Annotated in this window: 17 protein-coding genes; 6 read left to right on the top strand and 11 right to left on the bottom strand. The window is 69.8% G+C overall.

All coding sequences use genetic code 11. The features are described 5' to 3' along the window. Positions 1 to 95: 95 nt before the first annotated feature. On the bottom strand, positions 96 to 1,046 hold the full coding sequence (locus HOV77_RS29665) for a GNAT family N-acetyltransferase (RefSeq protein ID WP_290868026.1): 951 nt from the start codon (positions 1,044 to 1,046) through the stop codon (positions 96 to 98). Between the two features lie 52 nt (positions 1,047 to 1,098). Here HOV77_RS29665 and HOV77_RS29670 point away from each other — a divergent pair, with 52 nt between their 5' ends. Genes HOV77_RS29670 through HOV77_RS29685 form a run of 4 tightly spaced genes read left to right on the top strand, consistent with a single transcriptional unit; the run spans position 1,099 to position 3,900 of the window. Beyond that, positions 1,099 to 1,926, top strand: coding sequence for an aldo/keto reductase (locus HOV77_RS29670; protein ID WP_290868029.1), 828 nt, complete (start codon positions 1,099 to 1,101; stop codon positions 1,924 to 1,926). Between the two features lie 54 nt (positions 1,927 to 1,980). Next, positions 1,981 to 2,472: a hypothetical protein gene (locus HOV77_RS29675; protein ID WP_290868031.1), complete on the top strand. Its 492-nt coding sequence runs from the start codon at positions 1,981 to 1,983 to the stop codon at positions 2,470 to 2,472. Between the two features lie 40 nt (positions 2,473 to 2,512). Then, a complete protein-coding gene (locus tag HOV77_RS29680) occupies positions 2,513 to 3,481 on the top strand; it encodes a quinone oxidoreductase (RefSeq protein ID WP_290868033.1) in 969 nt (322 codons plus the stop codon). Next, a complete protein-coding gene (locus HOV77_RS29685) occupies positions 3,478 to 3,900 on the top strand; it encodes a DUF3052 domain-containing protein (RefSeq protein ID WP_290868035.1) in 423 nt (140 codons plus the stop codon). Before HOV77_RS29680 ends, HOV77_RS29685 begins: the two co-directional genes overlap by 4 nt. Here HOV77_RS29685 and HOV77_RS29690 read toward each other — a convergent pair. The 8 genes from HOV77_RS29690 to HOV77_RS29725 form a co-directional block, all read right to left on the bottom strand. After that, positions 3,897 to 4,529 carry an HAD-IA family hydrolase gene (locus tag HOV77_RS29690; RefSeq protein ID WP_290868037.1) on the bottom strand — a complete coding sequence of 211 codons (633 nt, stop codon included), beginning with the start codon at positions 4,527 to 4,529 and terminating at the stop codon, positions 3,897 to 3,899. The genes HOV77_RS29685 and HOV77_RS29690 overlap by 4 nt on opposite strands. Continuing rightward, the gene (locus tag HOV77_RS29695) at positions 4,526 to 5,209 is read right to left on the bottom strand and encodes a 2-phosphosulfolactate phosphatase (RefSeq protein ID WP_290868040.1); all 684 of its coding nucleotides are present in this window, start codon (positions 5,207 to 5,209) and stop codon (positions 4,526 to 4,528) included. The genes HOV77_RS29690 and HOV77_RS29695 overlap by 4 nt, the downstream gene beginning before the upstream one ends. A gap of 111 nt (positions 5,210 to 5,320) precedes the next feature. Then, entirely contained in the window at positions 5,321 to 6,097 is a 777-nt protein-coding gene (locus HOV77_RS29700) for a phosphotransferase (RefSeq protein WP_290868043.1), read from the bottom strand. A gap of 237 nt (positions 6,098 to 6,334) precedes the next feature. Then, a complete protein-coding gene (locus tag HOV77_RS29705; protein WP_290868046.1) occupies positions 6,335 to 7,210 on the bottom strand; it encodes a hypothetical protein in 876 nt (291 codons plus the stop codon). Positions 7,211 to 7,235: 25 nt separating this feature from the next. Then, the gene (locus HOV77_RS29710; protein WP_290868049.1) at positions 7,236 to 7,457 is read right to left on the bottom strand and encodes a ferredoxin; all 222 of its coding nucleotides are present in this window, start codon (positions 7,455 to 7,457) and stop codon (positions 7,236 to 7,238) included. Beyond that, on the bottom strand, positions 7,457 to 8,671 hold the full coding sequence (locus HOV77_RS29715) for a cytochrome P450 (RefSeq protein ID WP_290868052.1): 1,215 nt from the start codon (positions 8,669 to 8,671) through the stop codon (positions 7,457 to 7,459). The genes HOV77_RS29710 and HOV77_RS29715 overlap by 1 nt, the downstream gene beginning before the upstream one ends. A 97-nt stretch (positions 8,672 to 8,768) precedes the next feature. Beyond that, the gene (locus HOV77_RS29720; protein WP_290868055.1) at positions 8,769 to 9,527 is read right to left on the bottom strand and encodes a MerR family transcriptional regulator; all 759 of its coding nucleotides are present in this window, start codon (positions 9,525 to 9,527) and stop codon (positions 8,769 to 8,771) included. Positions 9,528 to 9,587: 60 nt separating this feature from the next. Then, positions 9,588 to 10,400 (bottom strand): class I SAM-dependent methyltransferase, encoded by an 813-nt coding sequence (locus HOV77_RS29725; protein WP_290868058.1) that lies wholly within the window; start codon positions 10,398 to 10,400, stop codon positions 9,588 to 9,590. Positions 10,401 to 10,458: 58 nt separating this feature from the next. Here HOV77_RS29725 and HOV77_RS29730 point away from each other — a divergent pair, with 58 nt between their 5' ends. Beyond that, the gene (locus HOV77_RS29730; RefSeq protein ID WP_290868061.1) at positions 10,459 to 11,433 is read left to right on the top strand and encodes a GNAT family N-acetyltransferase; all 975 of its coding nucleotides are present in this window, start codon (positions 10,459 to 10,461) and stop codon (positions 11,431 to 11,433) included. Positions 11,434 to 11,455: 22 nt separating this feature from the next. On the opposite strand, the gene HOV77_RS29735 is transcribed toward HOV77_RS29730, so the two are convergent. Both HOV77_RS29735 and HOV77_RS29740 read right to left on the bottom strand, forming a co-directional pair. Further along, entirely contained in the window at positions 11,456 to 12,370 is a 915-nt protein-coding gene (locus HOV77_RS29735) for a serine/threonine dehydratase (RefSeq protein WP_290868064.1), read from the bottom strand. Positions 12,371 to 12,484: 114 nt separating this feature from the next. Then, complete coding sequence (locus HOV77_RS29740) at positions 12,485 to 14,761, bottom strand: glycosyl hydrolase family 18 protein (protein WP_290868068.1); 2,277 nt, start codon at positions 14,759 to 14,761, stop codon at positions 12,485 to 12,487. 272 nt (positions 14,762 to 15,033) lie between these two features. Between HOV77_RS29740 and HOV77_RS29745 the strand changes: the two genes are divergently transcribed. Further along, positions 15,034 to 15,339, top strand: a complete 306-nt coding sequence (locus tag HOV77_RS29745) for a GNAT family N-acetyltransferase (RefSeq protein WP_290868071.1) — start codon at positions 15,034 to 15,036, stop codon at positions 15,337 to 15,339. Positions 15,340 to 15,442: the final 103 nt, after the last annotated feature.

Consider the following 15,442-nt stretch of genomic DNA (forward strand, 5'->3'; position numbering starts at 1 on the left):
TAGGCAATCACCAACCCACCCTGCCCGGCCGGCTGACATCCCTGCCCATCTAAACGATCATGGACCCACGGAAACCCTCGAAGACGCCCGAAGGTTCATGATCGGCGAGACAGGGATCTCTCGACCCGGACGTGACCGCCGCGGCGCCGGTAGCCGTAGCGCTCGTTGACCGCCAGCATCGGCGCGTTCGCCGAGTCGTTGCCCGCTCGCAGGAAGTCCGCGCCGATGTCGCGGGCGTACCGGATCGTCGCGCGTTTCAACGCCGACGCGACGCCCCGGCCGCGCCACTGCGGCAGCACGCCGGTGAAGGCGTGGTTGAGCGAATTCGTCTCCGGCTGATACGTCACAAGGGCCAGCCCGACCGCCTCGCCGCCGGCCAGCGCGAGGAACGCGCCTTCCGCGCGAAAGCCCCGCCGGTTGAGCACCGCCTTCTCGAACTGCTCGTACGGCCGGGCCGACGCCGTACGCGCGCCCGGCATGTCCGGCACGGTCCGCTCGTGCACCTCCCACAACATCCGCCGGGCCTGCTCGCCGCCGCCCAGCGCGGCCAGCGACACCACGCCGACCCCCGGCGGATCCGGCATCGCGAGCAGGTCCAGGTCGGCGTCGGCCACCATCAAGAACGACTGGTACGCACGGCGCACCACCACGTATCCGTGACGCAGCGCGAAAGCCGTGCCGGCGTCCTCGACCGGTCCGGGGACGACCCCGCCGATCCGGGTCGCCCCGTGGCCGGCCGCGAACTGCTCCACCTGCGCCAGCAGCCGGGAGCCGAGGCCGTCCCGGCGACGCGCGGCGGTCACCACGACGTCGGCCTGGAACAGCCCCTCCGGGTTCGACGGATCGCGGATCGCGTTGGCGTACGCGACGACCCGGTCGCCGGCCAGCGCCACGAGTTGCACGGCGATCCGGCCGGCGGGAGCGGTGCGGGCGTGCTCGACGATCTCGTCGGCCGGCACCGGCCGCTGCCAGATCTCCGAGACGAGAGCGGCCACCCCGGCGGCGTCATCGGGATCTCCGGGGTCGTATGCGCGGACGGTCGTCACACTCCGCAGCGTTGTCCGGCCGCCCGCCGTTCGCAAGTGAAATCATCGGAGCATGCAGACAGTCACGTTGAACAACGGCGTCGTCATGCCGCAGCTCGGTTTCGGCGTCTGGCAGGTGCCCGACGACCAGGCGCACGACGCCGTCGCCACCGCGCTGCGCGCCGGATACCGCAGCATCGACACCGCCAAGCTGTACTTCAACGAGCAAGGCGTCGGCCGGGCGCTCGCCGAGTCCGGGATCGCCCGCGACGAGTTGTTCGTCACCACCAAGCTGTGGAACGACGAACACGACCACGACAAGGTGCTGCGGGCGTTCGACACGAGCCTGGCCAAACTCGGTCTGGACTATCTGGACCTCTACCTCATCCACTGGCCGGTGCCCCGCCAGGACAAGTACGCCGAGGCGTGGCGCGCCCTGGTCGAGCTCTACGAGGCCAAACGCGTACGCGCGATCGGCGTCTCCAACTTCACCCAGGCCAACCTGACCCGGATCATCGACGACAGCGGCGTCGTCCCGGCGGTCAATCAAGTCGAGCTGCACCCGCGGTTCACCCAGGCAGCCCTGCGCGCGTTCCACACCGAGCACGGCATCGCCACCGAGGCGTGGAGCCCGCTCGGCCAGGGCAAGGGACTGCTCGACGACCCGGCGCTGGCCAAGATCGCCGACGCGCACGGGCGTACCCCGGCCCAAGTCGTGCTGCGCTGGCACCTGCAGCTCGGAAACATCGTCATCCCGAAGTCGGTGACCCCGTCGCGTATCGCCGAGAACATCGACGTGTTCGGCTTCGAACTGTCCGACGCGGACATGGCCGCGATCGACGGGCTGCACGCCGACGGCCGCATCGGCCCCGACCCGGCAAAAATGAACTGGATGGGCTGAGCCGACCTCACCGGTGGGGCGGTACGGGTTGATCGGGCGAGGCAGACTGGACTTATGACAGCCCGCATCGCGCTCGTGGCGCTGGTCGACCGCCAAGGACGCATCCTGGTGCACCTGCACGACGACCAGGCAGCCGACCGGCCCAACCGGTGGAGCCTGCCGCACGCGCGCGTCGAACCCGGCGAAAGTCCTGCCGCGGCGGGCGTGCGCGTCGCGGCACAGGTCGCCCACGTGCCCGTCGACGGCGACCTCGAACAGTTCTGGTCCGGGTACGCGCCCGGCCACCCGGTGCTGACCGTCGCCTTCTGCGGGCGTACCCGGGCGACGCCGGAGGACGTGGCACAGGTCGTCGAGATCTCCCCCGCCGGTGAGCTGCCCGAACCCACCCGGGTGCACAAGGTGTTCCTGCCCGGCGACGAGATCCTGTCCGGCCGGGCGTTCACCCTGGCGTCGGGCTACGTCCTGGCCCGGTTCGTCGACTCGGCCCAATATCAGCGGCTCGCACCGGGCGCCGCGCTGCCGCCGTACCTGCCCGGACTGGCCTGACGAGCGCGCCACCCGGCCCGGCCCGCACTAGGGTGAGGGGATGCATGCGATTGTCGTCGACGCCCCCGGCGGTCCCGAGGTCCTGACCTACGCCGAACGCCCCGACCCGCGGCCCGGCCCCGGGCAGGCGCTGGTGAAGGTCGCCGCGTCCGGGGTGAACTTCATCGACGTCTACCACCGGGAAGGCCGCTATCCGCTGCCGTTGCCGCTGGTGCCCGGCTCGGAAGGAGCCGGGATCGTCGCCGAGGTCGGCGACGGCGTGACCCACGTGGCCCCCGGCGACCGGGTCGCCTGGTGCTCGGTGCCGGGCAGCTACGCCGAACTGGCGGTCGTGCCGGAGAAGATGCTGGTCCACGTGCCGACCGGGGTGGACCTCGACCTCGCCGCCGCCGCGATGCTGCAAGGCCTGACCGCGCACTACCTGACCCGCACCACGTACCCGGTCCGCGAAGGCGACCAGGTGCTCGTCCACGCCGCCGCCGGAGGCATGGGACTGCTCCTGACCCAGCTGATCAAGCTGCAAGGCGGGCGGGTCATCGGCACAGTGTCCACCGAGGAGAAGGAGAAGCTCGCCCGCGAAGCCGGAGCCGACGAGGTGATCCGCTACGACCACGTCTCCTTCCCGGAAGCGGTCAAGGAACTCACCGGCGGCCGCGGCGTCGACGTCGTCTACGACGGCGTGGGAGCGTCCACCTTCGAAGGCGACCTGCAATGCGTACGCCCCCGGGCAATGATCGCCCTGTTCGGCGCGGCCAGCGGCCCGGTGCCGCCGTTCGACCTGCAGCGGCTGTCCGGCCTCGGCTCGCTGTTCGTGACCCGGCCGACCCTGGGCCACTACATCGCCGACCGCGACGAACTGCTCGGCCGGGCGCACGACCTGTTCGGCTGGATCGCCGGCGGCCAGCTGCGGATCCAGGTGTCGCAGCGGTACCCGCTCGCCGACGCCCGGCGTGCCCATGAAGAGCTCGAAGGACGGCGTACCACCGGAAAATCGATCTTGAACGTGTGAGCCGGAGGCGACACATGGCGGGTTACTCCGGCACTCCCCTGCCGCGCAAGCTCGGCATCACCGCGACCACCCGCCTCGCGGTCCTCCACCAGCCCACGGACCTCACCCTCGACCTGGGCGTCACCGCCCGCGCGACCCTGCGCGGCCCCCTCGACGTCATCCTGCTGTTCGCGACCGCCCGGTCCGAGCTCCGCCACGCCCTTCCACGGGTACGCACAGCGATGGCCCCCGACGCCGCCTTCTGGGTCTGCTGGCCCAAACAAGCCGCCGCGAAGAAAGGCCTCGCCGCCCCGACCGACCTCACCGAAGACGCCGTACGCGACATCGCCCTGCCGACCGGCCTCGTCGACGTCAAAGTCGCCGCGATCGACGAAATCTGGTCCGCCCTCAAACTCGTCATCCGCCGCGAACTGCGCTAACGCACGATCCCGACCAGCTCGCCGAGCGCGGCGATCCGATGAGTCGCCTGCGAGAAGTCCTGCCCCCGGGTGAACTCGTTGTCGACCACGACGCAGTCGATGCCCGCCGCCACCGCCGACCGCAACCCCCGCGCCGAATCCTCCACGACCAGCGTCTCCGCCCTGCCCGCCCCGAACCGCTCCAACCCCGCCAGATACGGCTCCGGATGCGGCTTCGCCCGCGTGTAGTCCTCCCGGACCAGCACGAACTCCATGAACTGCCGAAGCCGCCGCTCAGCATGAATCAGCTCGAAATCCACCCGCTTCGACGTCGTCACGATCGCCAACCGGGCATACTGCGCCAACTCGGCCAGCGCCTCGGCGACACCGTCGATCTCGATCGCCTCCGTACGCAGAAACTCCTGGTAGTAGACGTCCCTAGCCACCCGCTGCCGGCCGATCGTCTCCTCGTCGAGCCCCGCCGCCCGCGCCTGCACCCACGACCCCAGACCCAGACTCATGTCCCGCAGATACCGATCCCGGTCCAGCGCCACCCCGACCTCGGCCAACGCGCGCTCAGCCGCCCGGAAATACCACAACTCGGTGTCCACCAGCACACCGTCATGATCGAACAAGATGTACTTCTTCACACCCGGCCCCCCACCGTGGACCTCAGCACCATCAGCCCATCCTCGACGGCAGCCACCATCGCGAACGCGAACCGGTCGACCTCCAAACACATCGCGACGTCATCGGGATGCACCCCGGGGCGTACGCCCTCCGACAACTCCGCCGCAGCCCGCGACCGCGCCGCCCGGCGCACGAAATCAGCGGCATCCGTCGCGACCCCGGCCGCCCGGCCGGCGATGTACTGCGCACACGCCAGATCCTCCTCCGCCCGACCGTCCTCGCCGGTCACCACGAACGTGACACCGTCACCCCCGTACGCCCGCACCCGCTCCGCCGTCGCCCCGGCCACCACGAAACTCGCGCACAACACCAGCGAAGCATCCCTCACCGCCAGCGCGCCGACCGTCCCCGCCGTCGTCTTCTGCACGATCGTCCGCCCAGCCACATCCACCGACCGCAACCGCCCCGGCGAGTTCACACAATCGAACCCCGGCGCAGGCGGACCATCCTTCAACGCCAACCAGTCGCCATGCCGGCCCTTGAGCGCCAGCGCCTCCTCCAGCGACCCGGCCAGCACAACCTTCTCCGCACCCAACGCGAACGCCCAAGCCGCCGTCGTGAAAGCCCGCATGACGTCGACCACCACCGCCATCGACGGCGACTCAGCCAACTCGCCGATGCCGACGAAACGCGAACCCATGACACCCATGATCGTGTACGCGACACCGGAAGCGAGCGCCAGGGGGCTATCGTCTGCGCCGCTGTTCGAAGACATCGTGCTCATGGCGCGGGGGTATCACACGGCCGCCGCTCACCCCGCCAACGCGAGCAGCCTCGCCGCCTGAACCTCCAACGCCCCCGGCGGATTCCGCCGCGCCGCCGGCCCACCCGGCAACAGCAGATGCAGCCAGAACGCGGCCCACCACATCCGCGCCAGCAGCAACCGGTCACCGTCGACACCCAAATCCACGAACCGCGCACAGAACAGCTCCGCGTCCACGTCACGCGCCGACAGATGCTCCACCAAAGTCGCCAACTCGTACGCGACATCGGACGAACCGGCGTCCTCGAAGTCCACCACCCGGACGCGTACGCCGTCCCACAAGTAGTTCGCCAGATTCGGATCCCCATGCCCGACGACCAGCGCAGTGCCTGGCGGTGACGCCGGCAGCGGCCGCAGGCCGAGCGCCACGTCGTACGCTTCCCCGGCGATGCCCACCGGCCGCGGAGCACCTACCAACCGGTGGCGTACCTCCTCACAGCAGTACGCCGGATCGAACCGCCGCAACGGCAACGACCCCACCGGCACCGACCACAGACGCCGCAACGCCACCTCCAGCGCCGCCAGGCGTACGTCGTCCAGCGGGCCGGACATCGGCTCGCCGGGAAGGACGGTCATCGACAGCCACGGCGGATCGTCGTCCACCCCCGACTCGATCAGGCGCGGCACCAGATCCGGAACCGACCGGGCCACCTCGGACAGCACCGTCCACTCGCGTACGTGCTCTCCCCGGTCCCACGAGGCGTACCGCTTGACCAGCACATCCTCGGTCACGACGAACCGATGCGTCGAATTCAAGATCGACAAGGGCGGCTCCTTTGAGTCGGTGCGCCGAAGGCGCTCCTGTTAATAGGTCTACGTAGCATCACACCGCGTAGGACGTCCTAGGACACTAGAAATGACGACAGACGCCGGTGGTACGCGGTGCACGCTTCACTAGCCCGTAGACGTCGATGACGTACCACCCGGCGGCGCATCCGAAGGCGACGCCTTCGCGGTCTCCCATCGGCGAGCCGATCACTTCCCGTAGGGCGTCCTAGGACATCAGATATGCGGTGGAGTCAGCGCGCTGACGGTGAACGGATGCCCGACGGGATAACCGCTGCGCTCGGCGAACAGCTGCGAGTTGACCACGAACAGCCGCCCGTCGAGGTACGCCGCCGTCGTCGGAGTGTCCGCCACCGGGCGCTCCCACCGCCCGAGGATCTTGCCCGTACGCCCGTCGGCCGACAACGACAGCGCGGTCAGCCACATCTTGATGACGCCGTCGGACTCGGAGTTGTCGCAGGCGTACAGGACGTCATCGACCCAGACGAGGCCGTCCCCGGCGACGTGCGCTCCCCCGAGATCCACCCGTTCGGCGGTGGCGGTGACGGTGTCGACCCGCCACAGCACCTCCTCCGCCTGATCGCACACGATCAGGGTGCCGGGCGCCGGACCGGGGACGATGCCGTTGAGGAAGCAGTCCTCCGCGTCGGGCGCGCCGAACGGGCCGAGGTCGACGAACTCCTCGGCCGGGCCCACCTCGCCGTCGACGGCCAGCCGCCAGATCACCGGCCGTTTCGAGTCGCTGACATAGGCGTACCCGTCGAGGATGCAGATGTCGTTGAGACCCGTGACCTCGGCCTCGACCGTGACCCGCGCGGACAGTGTGCCGGTGGCCGTGTCGTACGCGAAGATGTGGCCGGTCTCCCAGCCGCACACCAGCAGGCGGCCGAGCGGGTCGCCGGTGAGCCCGAGCGCGTGGGTACGCCCGTCGGCGCCGGCCGGTTGCCAGACCTCCAGCGTGGGCGTGCCGATCCGTCCTCGATAGATGGTGCCGTGCCGCGAGCTGGAGACGTAGAAGGCGTCGCCGTGGGCCGCGATGCCTTCGGGCATGACGTCGGGCGGACCGGGCGGCAGCGCGTAAGAGTCGATCACCCGCCGCAGGCTACCCGAGGGACGCTCAGGCGTAGGGGTCGATGATCTCCCCGGTCGCCGCGTCGCGCAGCTCGATCGCCTCCATCGGGCAGTTGGCCGCCGCGTCCCGTACGCGCTCGTCCGGCTCGATCGGCGACGTCACGGGAACCGAGCGGTCATCCGCGTCGAGCTTGAACCGGTCGCGAGCGACCCCGACGCACATCGCCGAACCGATGCACTGCGACCGGTCCACGGTGACGGTCCACATCAAGCGTCCCACCGGACCGGCAGGGTGGCGACCGAGCGCACGATCATCGTCGGCTTGAAGGCGATGTCGGCGTCGTCCACCGCGATCTCGAAGCCCGGCAGGTTGCGCAGGATTCCCGACAGCGCCTCCTGCAGCTCCATCCGGGCCAGCTGCGCGCCCAGGCAGTGGTGTACGCCGGCGCCGAACCCGAGGTGGCCGTGCGAATCGCCGCGGTCGAGGTCGAGGCTGTCCGGGTCGGCGAAGACCCGCGGATCGCGGTTGGCCGAGGCGAGCGCCGGCAGCACGGCCTGACCGGCCGGGATCGTGACGCCGGACAACTCCACCGGCTCGGTGGTGACCCGCGCGATGCCGCCGCCACCCGCGCCGAGCTGCGTGAAGCGCATCAACTCTTCGACCGCGGCCGGGACCTGCGACGGATCGGCCTGCAGCGCCGCCCACTGTTCCGGGTGTGCCCGCAGGGTCAGCAGCATCATCACGATCTGGTTGGCCGTCGTCTCGTGCCCGCCGATGAGCAGCGACACCCCGAGGTTGACCAGTTCGGCCTCGGACAGCCGATCGCTGTTGTCGCGGGCGTTGATGAGGGCGGTCATCAGGTCGTCGGCCGGATGCCTGCGCTTGTCGGCGATCAATTCGGACAGGTAACCCTGCAGACTCTCGAACGCCGCCGAGATGATGGCCGGATCGCGGCTGCGGTCGCCCATCACCGAGTCGGACCAGCCGTGGAACCGGTACTGGTCGGACTCGGGCACGCCGAGCAACTCACAGATGACGCGTACGGGCAACGCCAGGCTGAAGTTGTCGACCAGGTCGGCGGGCTGGGGCAGCTTCCGCAGCGCGAGTAGCAGGTCGTCGACGATGGACACGACTTGGGGCCGCAGTTGCTCGACCCGGCGGGCGGTGAACGCACCGGCGACGAGCCGCCGCAACCGGGTGTGCTCGGGCGGGTCCAAACCGATGATGGACTCGCTCGCCAACCGGCCCAGTCCCGACTCGACGTTGCCCGCGACGGCCTGCGCCCGGGAGAACCGCGGATCGGTGAGCACCTGGCGTACGTCGGAGTGCCGGGTGACGAGCCAGGCGGTGGCGCCGTCGGGGAAGACGATCGGCGCCACCGGCTGCTCTTCGCGCAGCTCGCCCAGCTCGGGCGACGGATGGTAGAGCGACGGCGGCTCGGCGAACGGAAACGAGACAGGCGACCGGTCGGCCATGGTCATCACGACCCCCTCGTGGTGGTTTACCCCGCCGACGCTAGCAACAAATGCGTCAATTTCTCAATGCGTCCGGCATGAGTGAACCAGGCCCCGGGAAGGGTCAGGCTCGCGTGATGGCGTTCGCCACGATCGCGTCGTGCACGTACTGCGCCAGACCGGGGCGGTGCTGGTCGTAGTTCCGGGTGAACCGCTCGTCGGCCAGGTAGAGCTCGGCGAGACCGGTGTGGATCTCGTAGGTGCACTCGTAGTAGAACTTCGTGATCTGCTGCCGGTGCTCCTCCGCCAGCGCCATGGCCGCCGCGCTGTCGGCCGGCACGCCGGCGGCGTACGCGGTGACGAAGCGCTCCAGCAACTCGGCCGACTCCTGCTGGATTCGCTGCCAGTCCTCCTTGGTGTACCGCTTCGTCCGGCGCGCCGACTCGGCGTACGCGTCGGTGCCGCCCCAGCGCTGCTCGGCCTCCTCGGCGTACTGGTCGGGGTCGAAGTCTCCGAAGACTTCGAACTTCTCCTCGGGAGTGAGGTCGATGCCCACCTTCTTAGCCTCCAAGACGTATTCGACCGCCGCCACCATCTCCCGGAGCCGGGCGATCCGGCTGGTCAGCAGCCGGTGCTGCCGGCGCAGATGCTCGTCCGCGTCCGCGTCCGGGTCGTCGAGGATGACGGCGATCTCCTCCAGGGTGAACCCGAGCTCCCGGTAGAGCAGGATCTGCTGCAGACGGTCCAGGTCGGCGTCGTCGTAGCGCCGATACCCGGCACTCGTGCGGCCGCCCGGCGTCAGCAGCCCGATCTCGTCGTAGTGGTGCAGCGTGCGTACCGTCACTCCGGCCAGCTCGGCGACCTTGCCCACGGTGTAGCTCATGGTTTCCCTCTCTCCACCGACCTACAGTGCCGCCTCCCGTTACGTGAGGGTCAAGTTCCGTTAGAAGTCCACGACGATGATCATGGGACGGCGGCGGCTCAGCCCGGGAACGCTCTTCAGCCGCGGCGCGAGCCAGCCCGCCAGCCCCCGGCCGACCCGGGGCTGAACCTCACGGACGCTGGAGATCCCCGGCGACAGCGCCCGCAACCGGGGCAGATCCCGCGGGGTGACGAACCAGTGCAGCGGCGGCGGCTCGAACGCGCTGCGGCCGCGTACGTGCCGCACGACCTGCTGATCGATCGCCGGGGTGATCGCGTCGAAGATCATCCGACCGCCGGGAAACCGCTCGGCGAGGGTGGCGATGAGTCCTTCGGCCTCGGCGGGCTGCAGGTACATCAGCAGGCCTTGGGCCGTGACGAGTACGCCGCGCGCCGGATCGGCCTCGGCCAGCCACGCCGGATCGAGCGCGGAACCGGCCCACAGGTGCTGCCGGTCCTCCTGCGGCAGCAGCCGCCGGCGCAGCTCGACCATCGGCGGCAGGTCCACGGTCAGCCAGCGCACCTGCGGGTCGCCGACCCGCCAATAGGTGGTCTCCAGGCCCTCGCCCAGCGCGACGACCTGCCCGCCGGGGTGCTCACCGAGGAACCGGCGCACCTCGTCGTCGAAGGTCCGCGCCCGCAACGCCATGATCTGCGGCTGCACCGGGAAGCCCGCGCCGAACCGGGCCTCGAACGGATAGTCGAACTGCTCGATCAGATGCACCGCCATCGGGTCGGGCAGCACGGTGTCCGGCCGACGGGCCTCGCGTACGCGGTGATAGAGCGTCCACAACGCGGTCTCCGGCACACCGCTCAGGCCCGGGTCGATCCCCATGATCGAATCGTATCGGCGCGAGGCCCGCTACAGATGCACCGACCGGTAGGGTCGTCAGGTGACCGAAGAGACGGATGTCGCGCCAGAGCCGGAACTCGAGACCACCTGGGACGGGCTACCGATCGCCCCGGACAATCCGCGCGGCTCCGGCGTGGTGGTGCGCCGGTCCACCCCGGACGGGCCGGAGTTCCTGCTGCTGCATCGTATGCACGAAGGCCCCGACTACGAGGGCGACTGGGCGTGGACCTCACCGTCCGGCGCCCGGCACCCCGGCGAACCCGTGCTCACCGGCGCGCTCCGGGAACTCGCCGAAGAGGCGGGCCTCGAAGGTCTCGACGTACGCCCGGTCGACCTGTCCGGCGGCTGGGCCGTGTTCGCCGCCGAGGCCGATGCGGCCGCCGACGTCGTCATGGTGGATCCCGAGCACGACCGATTCGAGTGGCTGCCTCGCGAGGTCGCGCTGGCCCGGCTCGCGCCGGAGTCGGTCGCCGACAACTTCCGGCGCGGGTCCGGCGTACCGCTGCCCCGGATCGCCTTCCGGCCCTTGGCGCGGACGGACTTCCCCACCCTGCTCGGCTGGCTCGGCGAACCGCACGTCGCCCGGTGGTGGCGGCACCGGCCCGAGAACCTCGACTCCATCGAGCGCAAATACGGACCCCGCGTCGACGGCAACAGCCCGGTACGCGTACACGTGCTGCTCGTCGACGGCGTCCCGGCCGGGATCTTCCAGGATTACCGCACCGCCGACTATCCGGCGTACGCCGCCGCAGTCGCCGATTCCGAGGCGATCGCGATCGACTACCTCATCGGCGATCCCGGGCTCGTCGGGCGCGGCATCGGCCCGCAGGCGATCTGGGCGTACGCCCGCGACGTGGCCCCGGCCGCGCCCCGCGTGGTCGCCTCACCGGACGAGACCAACGAAGCGTCGATCCGGGCCCTACTCAAGGCCGGTTTCCGGTACGAACGTGACGCCGCGGTCGAGGACCGGACCGAGGCCGTCTGCGTCCTCGACCGGGCCCGCGTCTTCGGATAAGGCCGCCGGCCCGCGCTTTCGGTCAGAGGTCGCCGGGATCGGTGTTGGCCCCGCACACGACGACCGCCACTCGTTCGCCGTCGGCGGGCCGATAAGCGGTCAGCCCGGCGTACGCGGCGGCGGCGCCCGGCTCGGCGACGATCCGCCACTCGTCCCACAACCGCTGCCGGGCGTCCCGGATGGCCGCGTCCTCGACCAGTACGCTCACCAGCCCGGTGTGCGCTGCGACGGCGTACGCGATCGCACCGGCGCGCCGCGCACCGAGGGAGTCGGCGGCGTACCCACCGACCTCGACGTCCACCGGGCCACCCCGATCGAGCGCCGTATGCAGAGTCGGCGCGGCGACCGGTTCGACGGCGACGACGCGTAGCGGTGTGTCGGCGAGGGCGGCCGCGATGCCGCCGACGAGCCCGCCCCCGCCGACCGCCACGAGCACGGTGTCCACCGGCGCGGCCGCGTCCTCGAGCAGTTCGAGCGCGATCGTTCCCGCGCCGGCCACCATCTCGCGCTGGTCGTACGCATGACAGACGAACGCGCCGGTCTGCGCGGCGCGGTCGGTGGAGGCGGCCAGCGCGTGGCTGTATTCGCTGCCGGTCTGCACGACCGTCGCGCCGAGCGACTGGAGCCGCTTGACCTTGACGGCCGGCGCAGTGGCTGGAACGTGGATCTCGGCCGGCACGCCGACCTGGGCGGCGGCCCACGCGACGGCCAGCCCGGCGTTGCCGCCCGACGCCGCGATCACCCCGGCCGGGCCGAGATCGCCTCGTTCGGCGGCGGCGAGCACGTTGTTGAGCGCTCCCCGGGCTTTGAACGAACCCGTGTGCTGGAGGTATTCGAGCTTGAAGACCAGGTCGGGAGCCGCCTCGAAGACCGGCGTACGCCGGATCCGGCCCTCGATGCGATGCCGGGCGGCGGTGATGTCCGCAAAACTGATCATGCGACCAGGGTAGGCGGCTCCCCGCTTCGCGCCGGATCAGGGTTCCCGGTCGTATCCTGGCCAAGATTCGACCGGGAACCCTGATCCGGCGCCAGAAGCGACAGCCCGAAAGCCTCAGAGGCCGGAGCTCACCGCCGTGATCAGCGTCCCGGACGCGGTGTCGCCCGACATCTCCCAGATCATCGTGCCGAGCAGGCCCTTGCTCTTCAGCCAGGCCATCTTCTGCCCGATCGACCAGGTGTCGTCGAACGACCACCACTGCCCGTTGGCCCCGGTGTAGCAGTACGTCGAGATCGACTGCGGGTCGTGGTAGACCGTGCAGCCGGGCACGCTCGCGATCAGGTTCGAGTAGCCGCGCGTACCGGCTTCCTCGGCGAACTGGCCCGGAGCGGCCCCGGTGGCCGACTGCCACTCGCCGTTGACCCCGCCGGCCGCCACGCCCTGCCAGCCCCGGCCGTAGAACGGCAGGCCGAAGGTGAGCTTGCGCGGGCTGACCCCGGCGTCGAGGTAGCTCTGGATCGCCAGGTTCACGCTGAACTCGAAGGCGTACGGGTCCTGTGTGTCGCGGTAGAGGTTGGCCTGGTGGCCGGTGCGGTTCGGCTCCCACGAGTTGTCCGAGCCGGCTCCGTGGAAGTCGTAGCCCTGCACGTTGGCGAAGTCCAGCGAGCTGAACACCCCGGTCGGGCTGATGTCCCAGCCCGCCGCGATCTTCGCCGGGTCCGCCGGGGTGAAGGCGGTGAGCAGGTACCGCTTGCCGGTGGTCACGGTCAGCGCGTCCATCTGCCGCCGGAACTCCGCCAGCAGCAGCGTGTTGTTCGCCTTGTCCGCGGGGCTCACGTGATTGCCCGCGTGGCCCTCCGCGCCGGGCCACTCCCAGTCCAGGTCGATGCCGTCGAAGATGCCGGCCGCGGTGCCCGGGCCGCCTGCCCCGTTGTACGCGGGCAGATTGCCCTTGAGGTAGATGTCCAGACAGGACTGGACGAACTTCTGCCGGCTCGCCGCGGTCGCAGCGACGTCGGAGAAGTACTTGGAGTATGTCCAGCCGCCGATCGAGATGAGCACCTTGAGGTTCGGGTACTTCGACTTGAGCTTCTTGAGCTGGTTGAAGTTGCCGCGCAACGGTTCCCAGCCGGTGTCGGCGACCCCGTCGACCGACTGCGCGGCCGACATCGGGCGGCCGTAGTCGGCGTCCGCGTCACCCGCGCCGGTGCCCTGGTCGGGATCCTGCGGGTTGCTCGTCACGCCCTTGGTGACGCCCTGCAGGCAGGTGAGGTTCACCGGGTCGATGTTGGCGAACGCGTAGTTGATGTGGGTCAGCTTCGCCGCCGAGCCACTGGTGTCGAGGTTGCGGACGAAGTACTGACGTCCATAGATGCCCCATTGGACGAAGTAGCCGACCTTGGCGTACTGGCCGGAGCCGATCACGTCGTCCGTCGTGACGCTCACGGAGTTGCTCGCCGCCGACACGTTGTCGTAGGTGTCGCGCGCCTTCACCGTGAACGCGTACGCCGTCAGCGGGGACAGCCCGGACACGGTGGCGCTCGTGCCGGTGACGCTGGCCCGGAGGGTGGTCCCGGTGTAGACGTCGTACCCGGCGATCCCGCTGGCGTCCGTGCTGCCGGTCCAGGCCAGGCTCACCGTCGTCGAACTCTTCGCGGTCGAGCGCAGCCCGCTCGGCGCTGTCGGCGCGGTGGTGTCGTCGGCCGGGTTCAGCGTCGTCACGCTCACCGGCGTACTGGCCGCCGACAGATTCCCCCGGGTGTCCTTCGCCCGGACACTGAGCGAATAGGCGGTGTTCGGGGTCAGCCCGGTCACGACCGCGCTGGTGGTGGTGCTGGAAGCGACGACCGTCGTCCCCGACAGCACGTCATAGCCCGCGATCGGGAAGTCCGTCGCGGCCGCGGCGGTCCAGGACAGCGACGCCGTCTTGGTGGTACGCCCGGTGACGGTCAGGCCAGTGGGCGTACCGGGGGCGCGGTCGGCGCTGCCGTCGCACTTGTTGCCGTTGATCCGGCAGTTCAGCGGAGCCGCCCCCGACCCGTACGCGATCCACCAGGGGCTGTAGGGCTCGGTCGTCGCCCCGGCGGCGACCGTCCCGTTGTAGTGCGCGTTGACGATGGTCACGTGCGAACCGGACTGGCTCGCGACTCCGTTGTAGACGTTGCCCAGGGTGGCTCCGGACGGCAGATCGAACTCCAGCGACCAGCCGGTGATCGCCGCCGCCGTGGGATTGGCGACGACGTACTTGTCGAGATACCAGGAACCGTTGTTCGCCGCCGAGAAGGTGGCGGTCAGCCCGGCTGCGGCGTACGCGGCGGGCGCGGCCGCGAGCAGCGTGGTCGCCACGATTCCCGCGGTGAGCAGCGCGCCCATCAGGCGTCTGGTGCGCATGAGCCCTCCTCAATATTTTTAGGAAACTTTCCTGAATATTTAAGGCTGGACCGCGCCCGCGTCAATGCCACATTCAGATTTCTGAATAAGTTGCGCGAGACAACGTCCAGCGGGGAGGCGGCTCATGGGCTCTGGCCGGCGTCAAGGCTGGGCCTGCCGCGCTCGTCTTACTTCGAATGAGCTGCCCGCTTTGATGGCAACGGGCAGTCTCAGCGGCGGCGCGAGACACCTGCGATTCGTTCACGATCTGGCGGTGTCGATAACCTGCGGCCATGTATCTGTTCGTTCTCGACATCGATGGGGTGGTCGTCGCGACGACGTACCTGAATGTGATCCCGAACCTCACTCGGGCCGCGTCGCCGTACGCCGTGATAGAGAACGTCGTGGTTGACGAGACGCTGCGGGGCACAGGCCTGGGCAAGCGGATCATGGCTGACACGCTCCAAGCCGCATGGGACGTGGGCTGCTACAAAGCAATGCTGATGACGGGCTCGCGCAAGCCTGCTGCACACGCGTTCTACAGGGCGTGCGGTTTCTCGCCGGACGCCAAGACGGCGTACCTCGCTCGACCATCGTGACGCCGCACCAGATCAGCACCTCGCTCGTGAGGCTCGGTAGACAAGCGGGAAAGGAAAGCTGACGACCGGCAACATCGCAGTCGCCTGGCGGGCCGGGCACACG

It is taken from the genome of Hamadaea sp., from assembly GCF_013362815.1.
GTDB lineage: Bacteria > Actinomycetota > Actinomycetes > Mycobacteriales > Micromonosporaceae > Hamadaea.

What these genes read in the sequence shown, in the direction of transcription:
- HOV77_RS29670 (WP_290868029.1), top strand. Translation starts at nt 1,099, where the DNA reads ATGCAGACAGTCACGTTGAACAACGGCGTCGTCATGCCGCAGCTCGGT.
- HOV77_RS29675 (WP_290868031.1), top strand. Translation starts at nt 1,981, where the DNA reads ATGACAGCCCGCATCGCGCTCGTGGCGCTGGTCGACCGCCAAGGACGC.
- HOV77_RS29680 (WP_290868033.1), top strand. Translation starts at nt 2,513, where the DNA reads ATGCATGCGATTGTCGTCGACGCCCCCGGCGGTCCCGAGGTCCTGACC.
- HOV77_RS29695 (WP_290868040.1), bottom strand. Translation starts at nt 5,209, where the DNA reads ATGGGTTCGCGTTTCGTCGGCATCGGCGAGTTGGCTGAGTCGCCGTCG.
- HOV77_RS29710 (WP_290868049.1), bottom strand. Translation starts at nt 7,457, where the DNA reads ATGTGGACCGTCACCGTGGACCGGTCGCAGTGCATCGGTTCGGCGATG.
- HOV77_RS29715 (WP_290868052.1), bottom strand. Translation starts at nt 8,671, where the DNA reads ATGACCATGGCCGACCGGTCGCCTGTCTCGTTTCCGTTCGCCGAGCCG.
- HOV77_RS29720 (WP_290868055.1), bottom strand. Translation starts at nt 9,527, where the DNA reads ATGAGCTACACCGTGGGCAAGGTCGCCGAGCTGGCCGGAGTGACGGTA.
- HOV77_RS29725 (WP_290868058.1), bottom strand. Translation starts at nt 10,400, where the DNA reads ATGGGGATCGACCCGGGCCTGAGCGGTGTGCCGGAGACCGCGTTGTGG.
- HOV77_RS29735 (WP_290868064.1), bottom strand. Translation starts at nt 12,370, where the DNA reads ATGATCAGTTTTGCGGACATCACCGCCGCCCGGCATCGCATCGAGGGC.
- HOV77_RS29740 (WP_290868068.1), bottom strand. Translation starts at nt 14,761, where the DNA reads ATGCGCACCAGACGCCTGATGGGCGCGCTGCTCACCGCGGGAATCGTG.
- HOV77_RS29745 (WP_290868071.1), top strand. Translation starts at nt 15,034, where the DNA reads ATGTATCTGTTCGTTCTCGACATCGATGGGGTGGTCGTCGCGACGACG.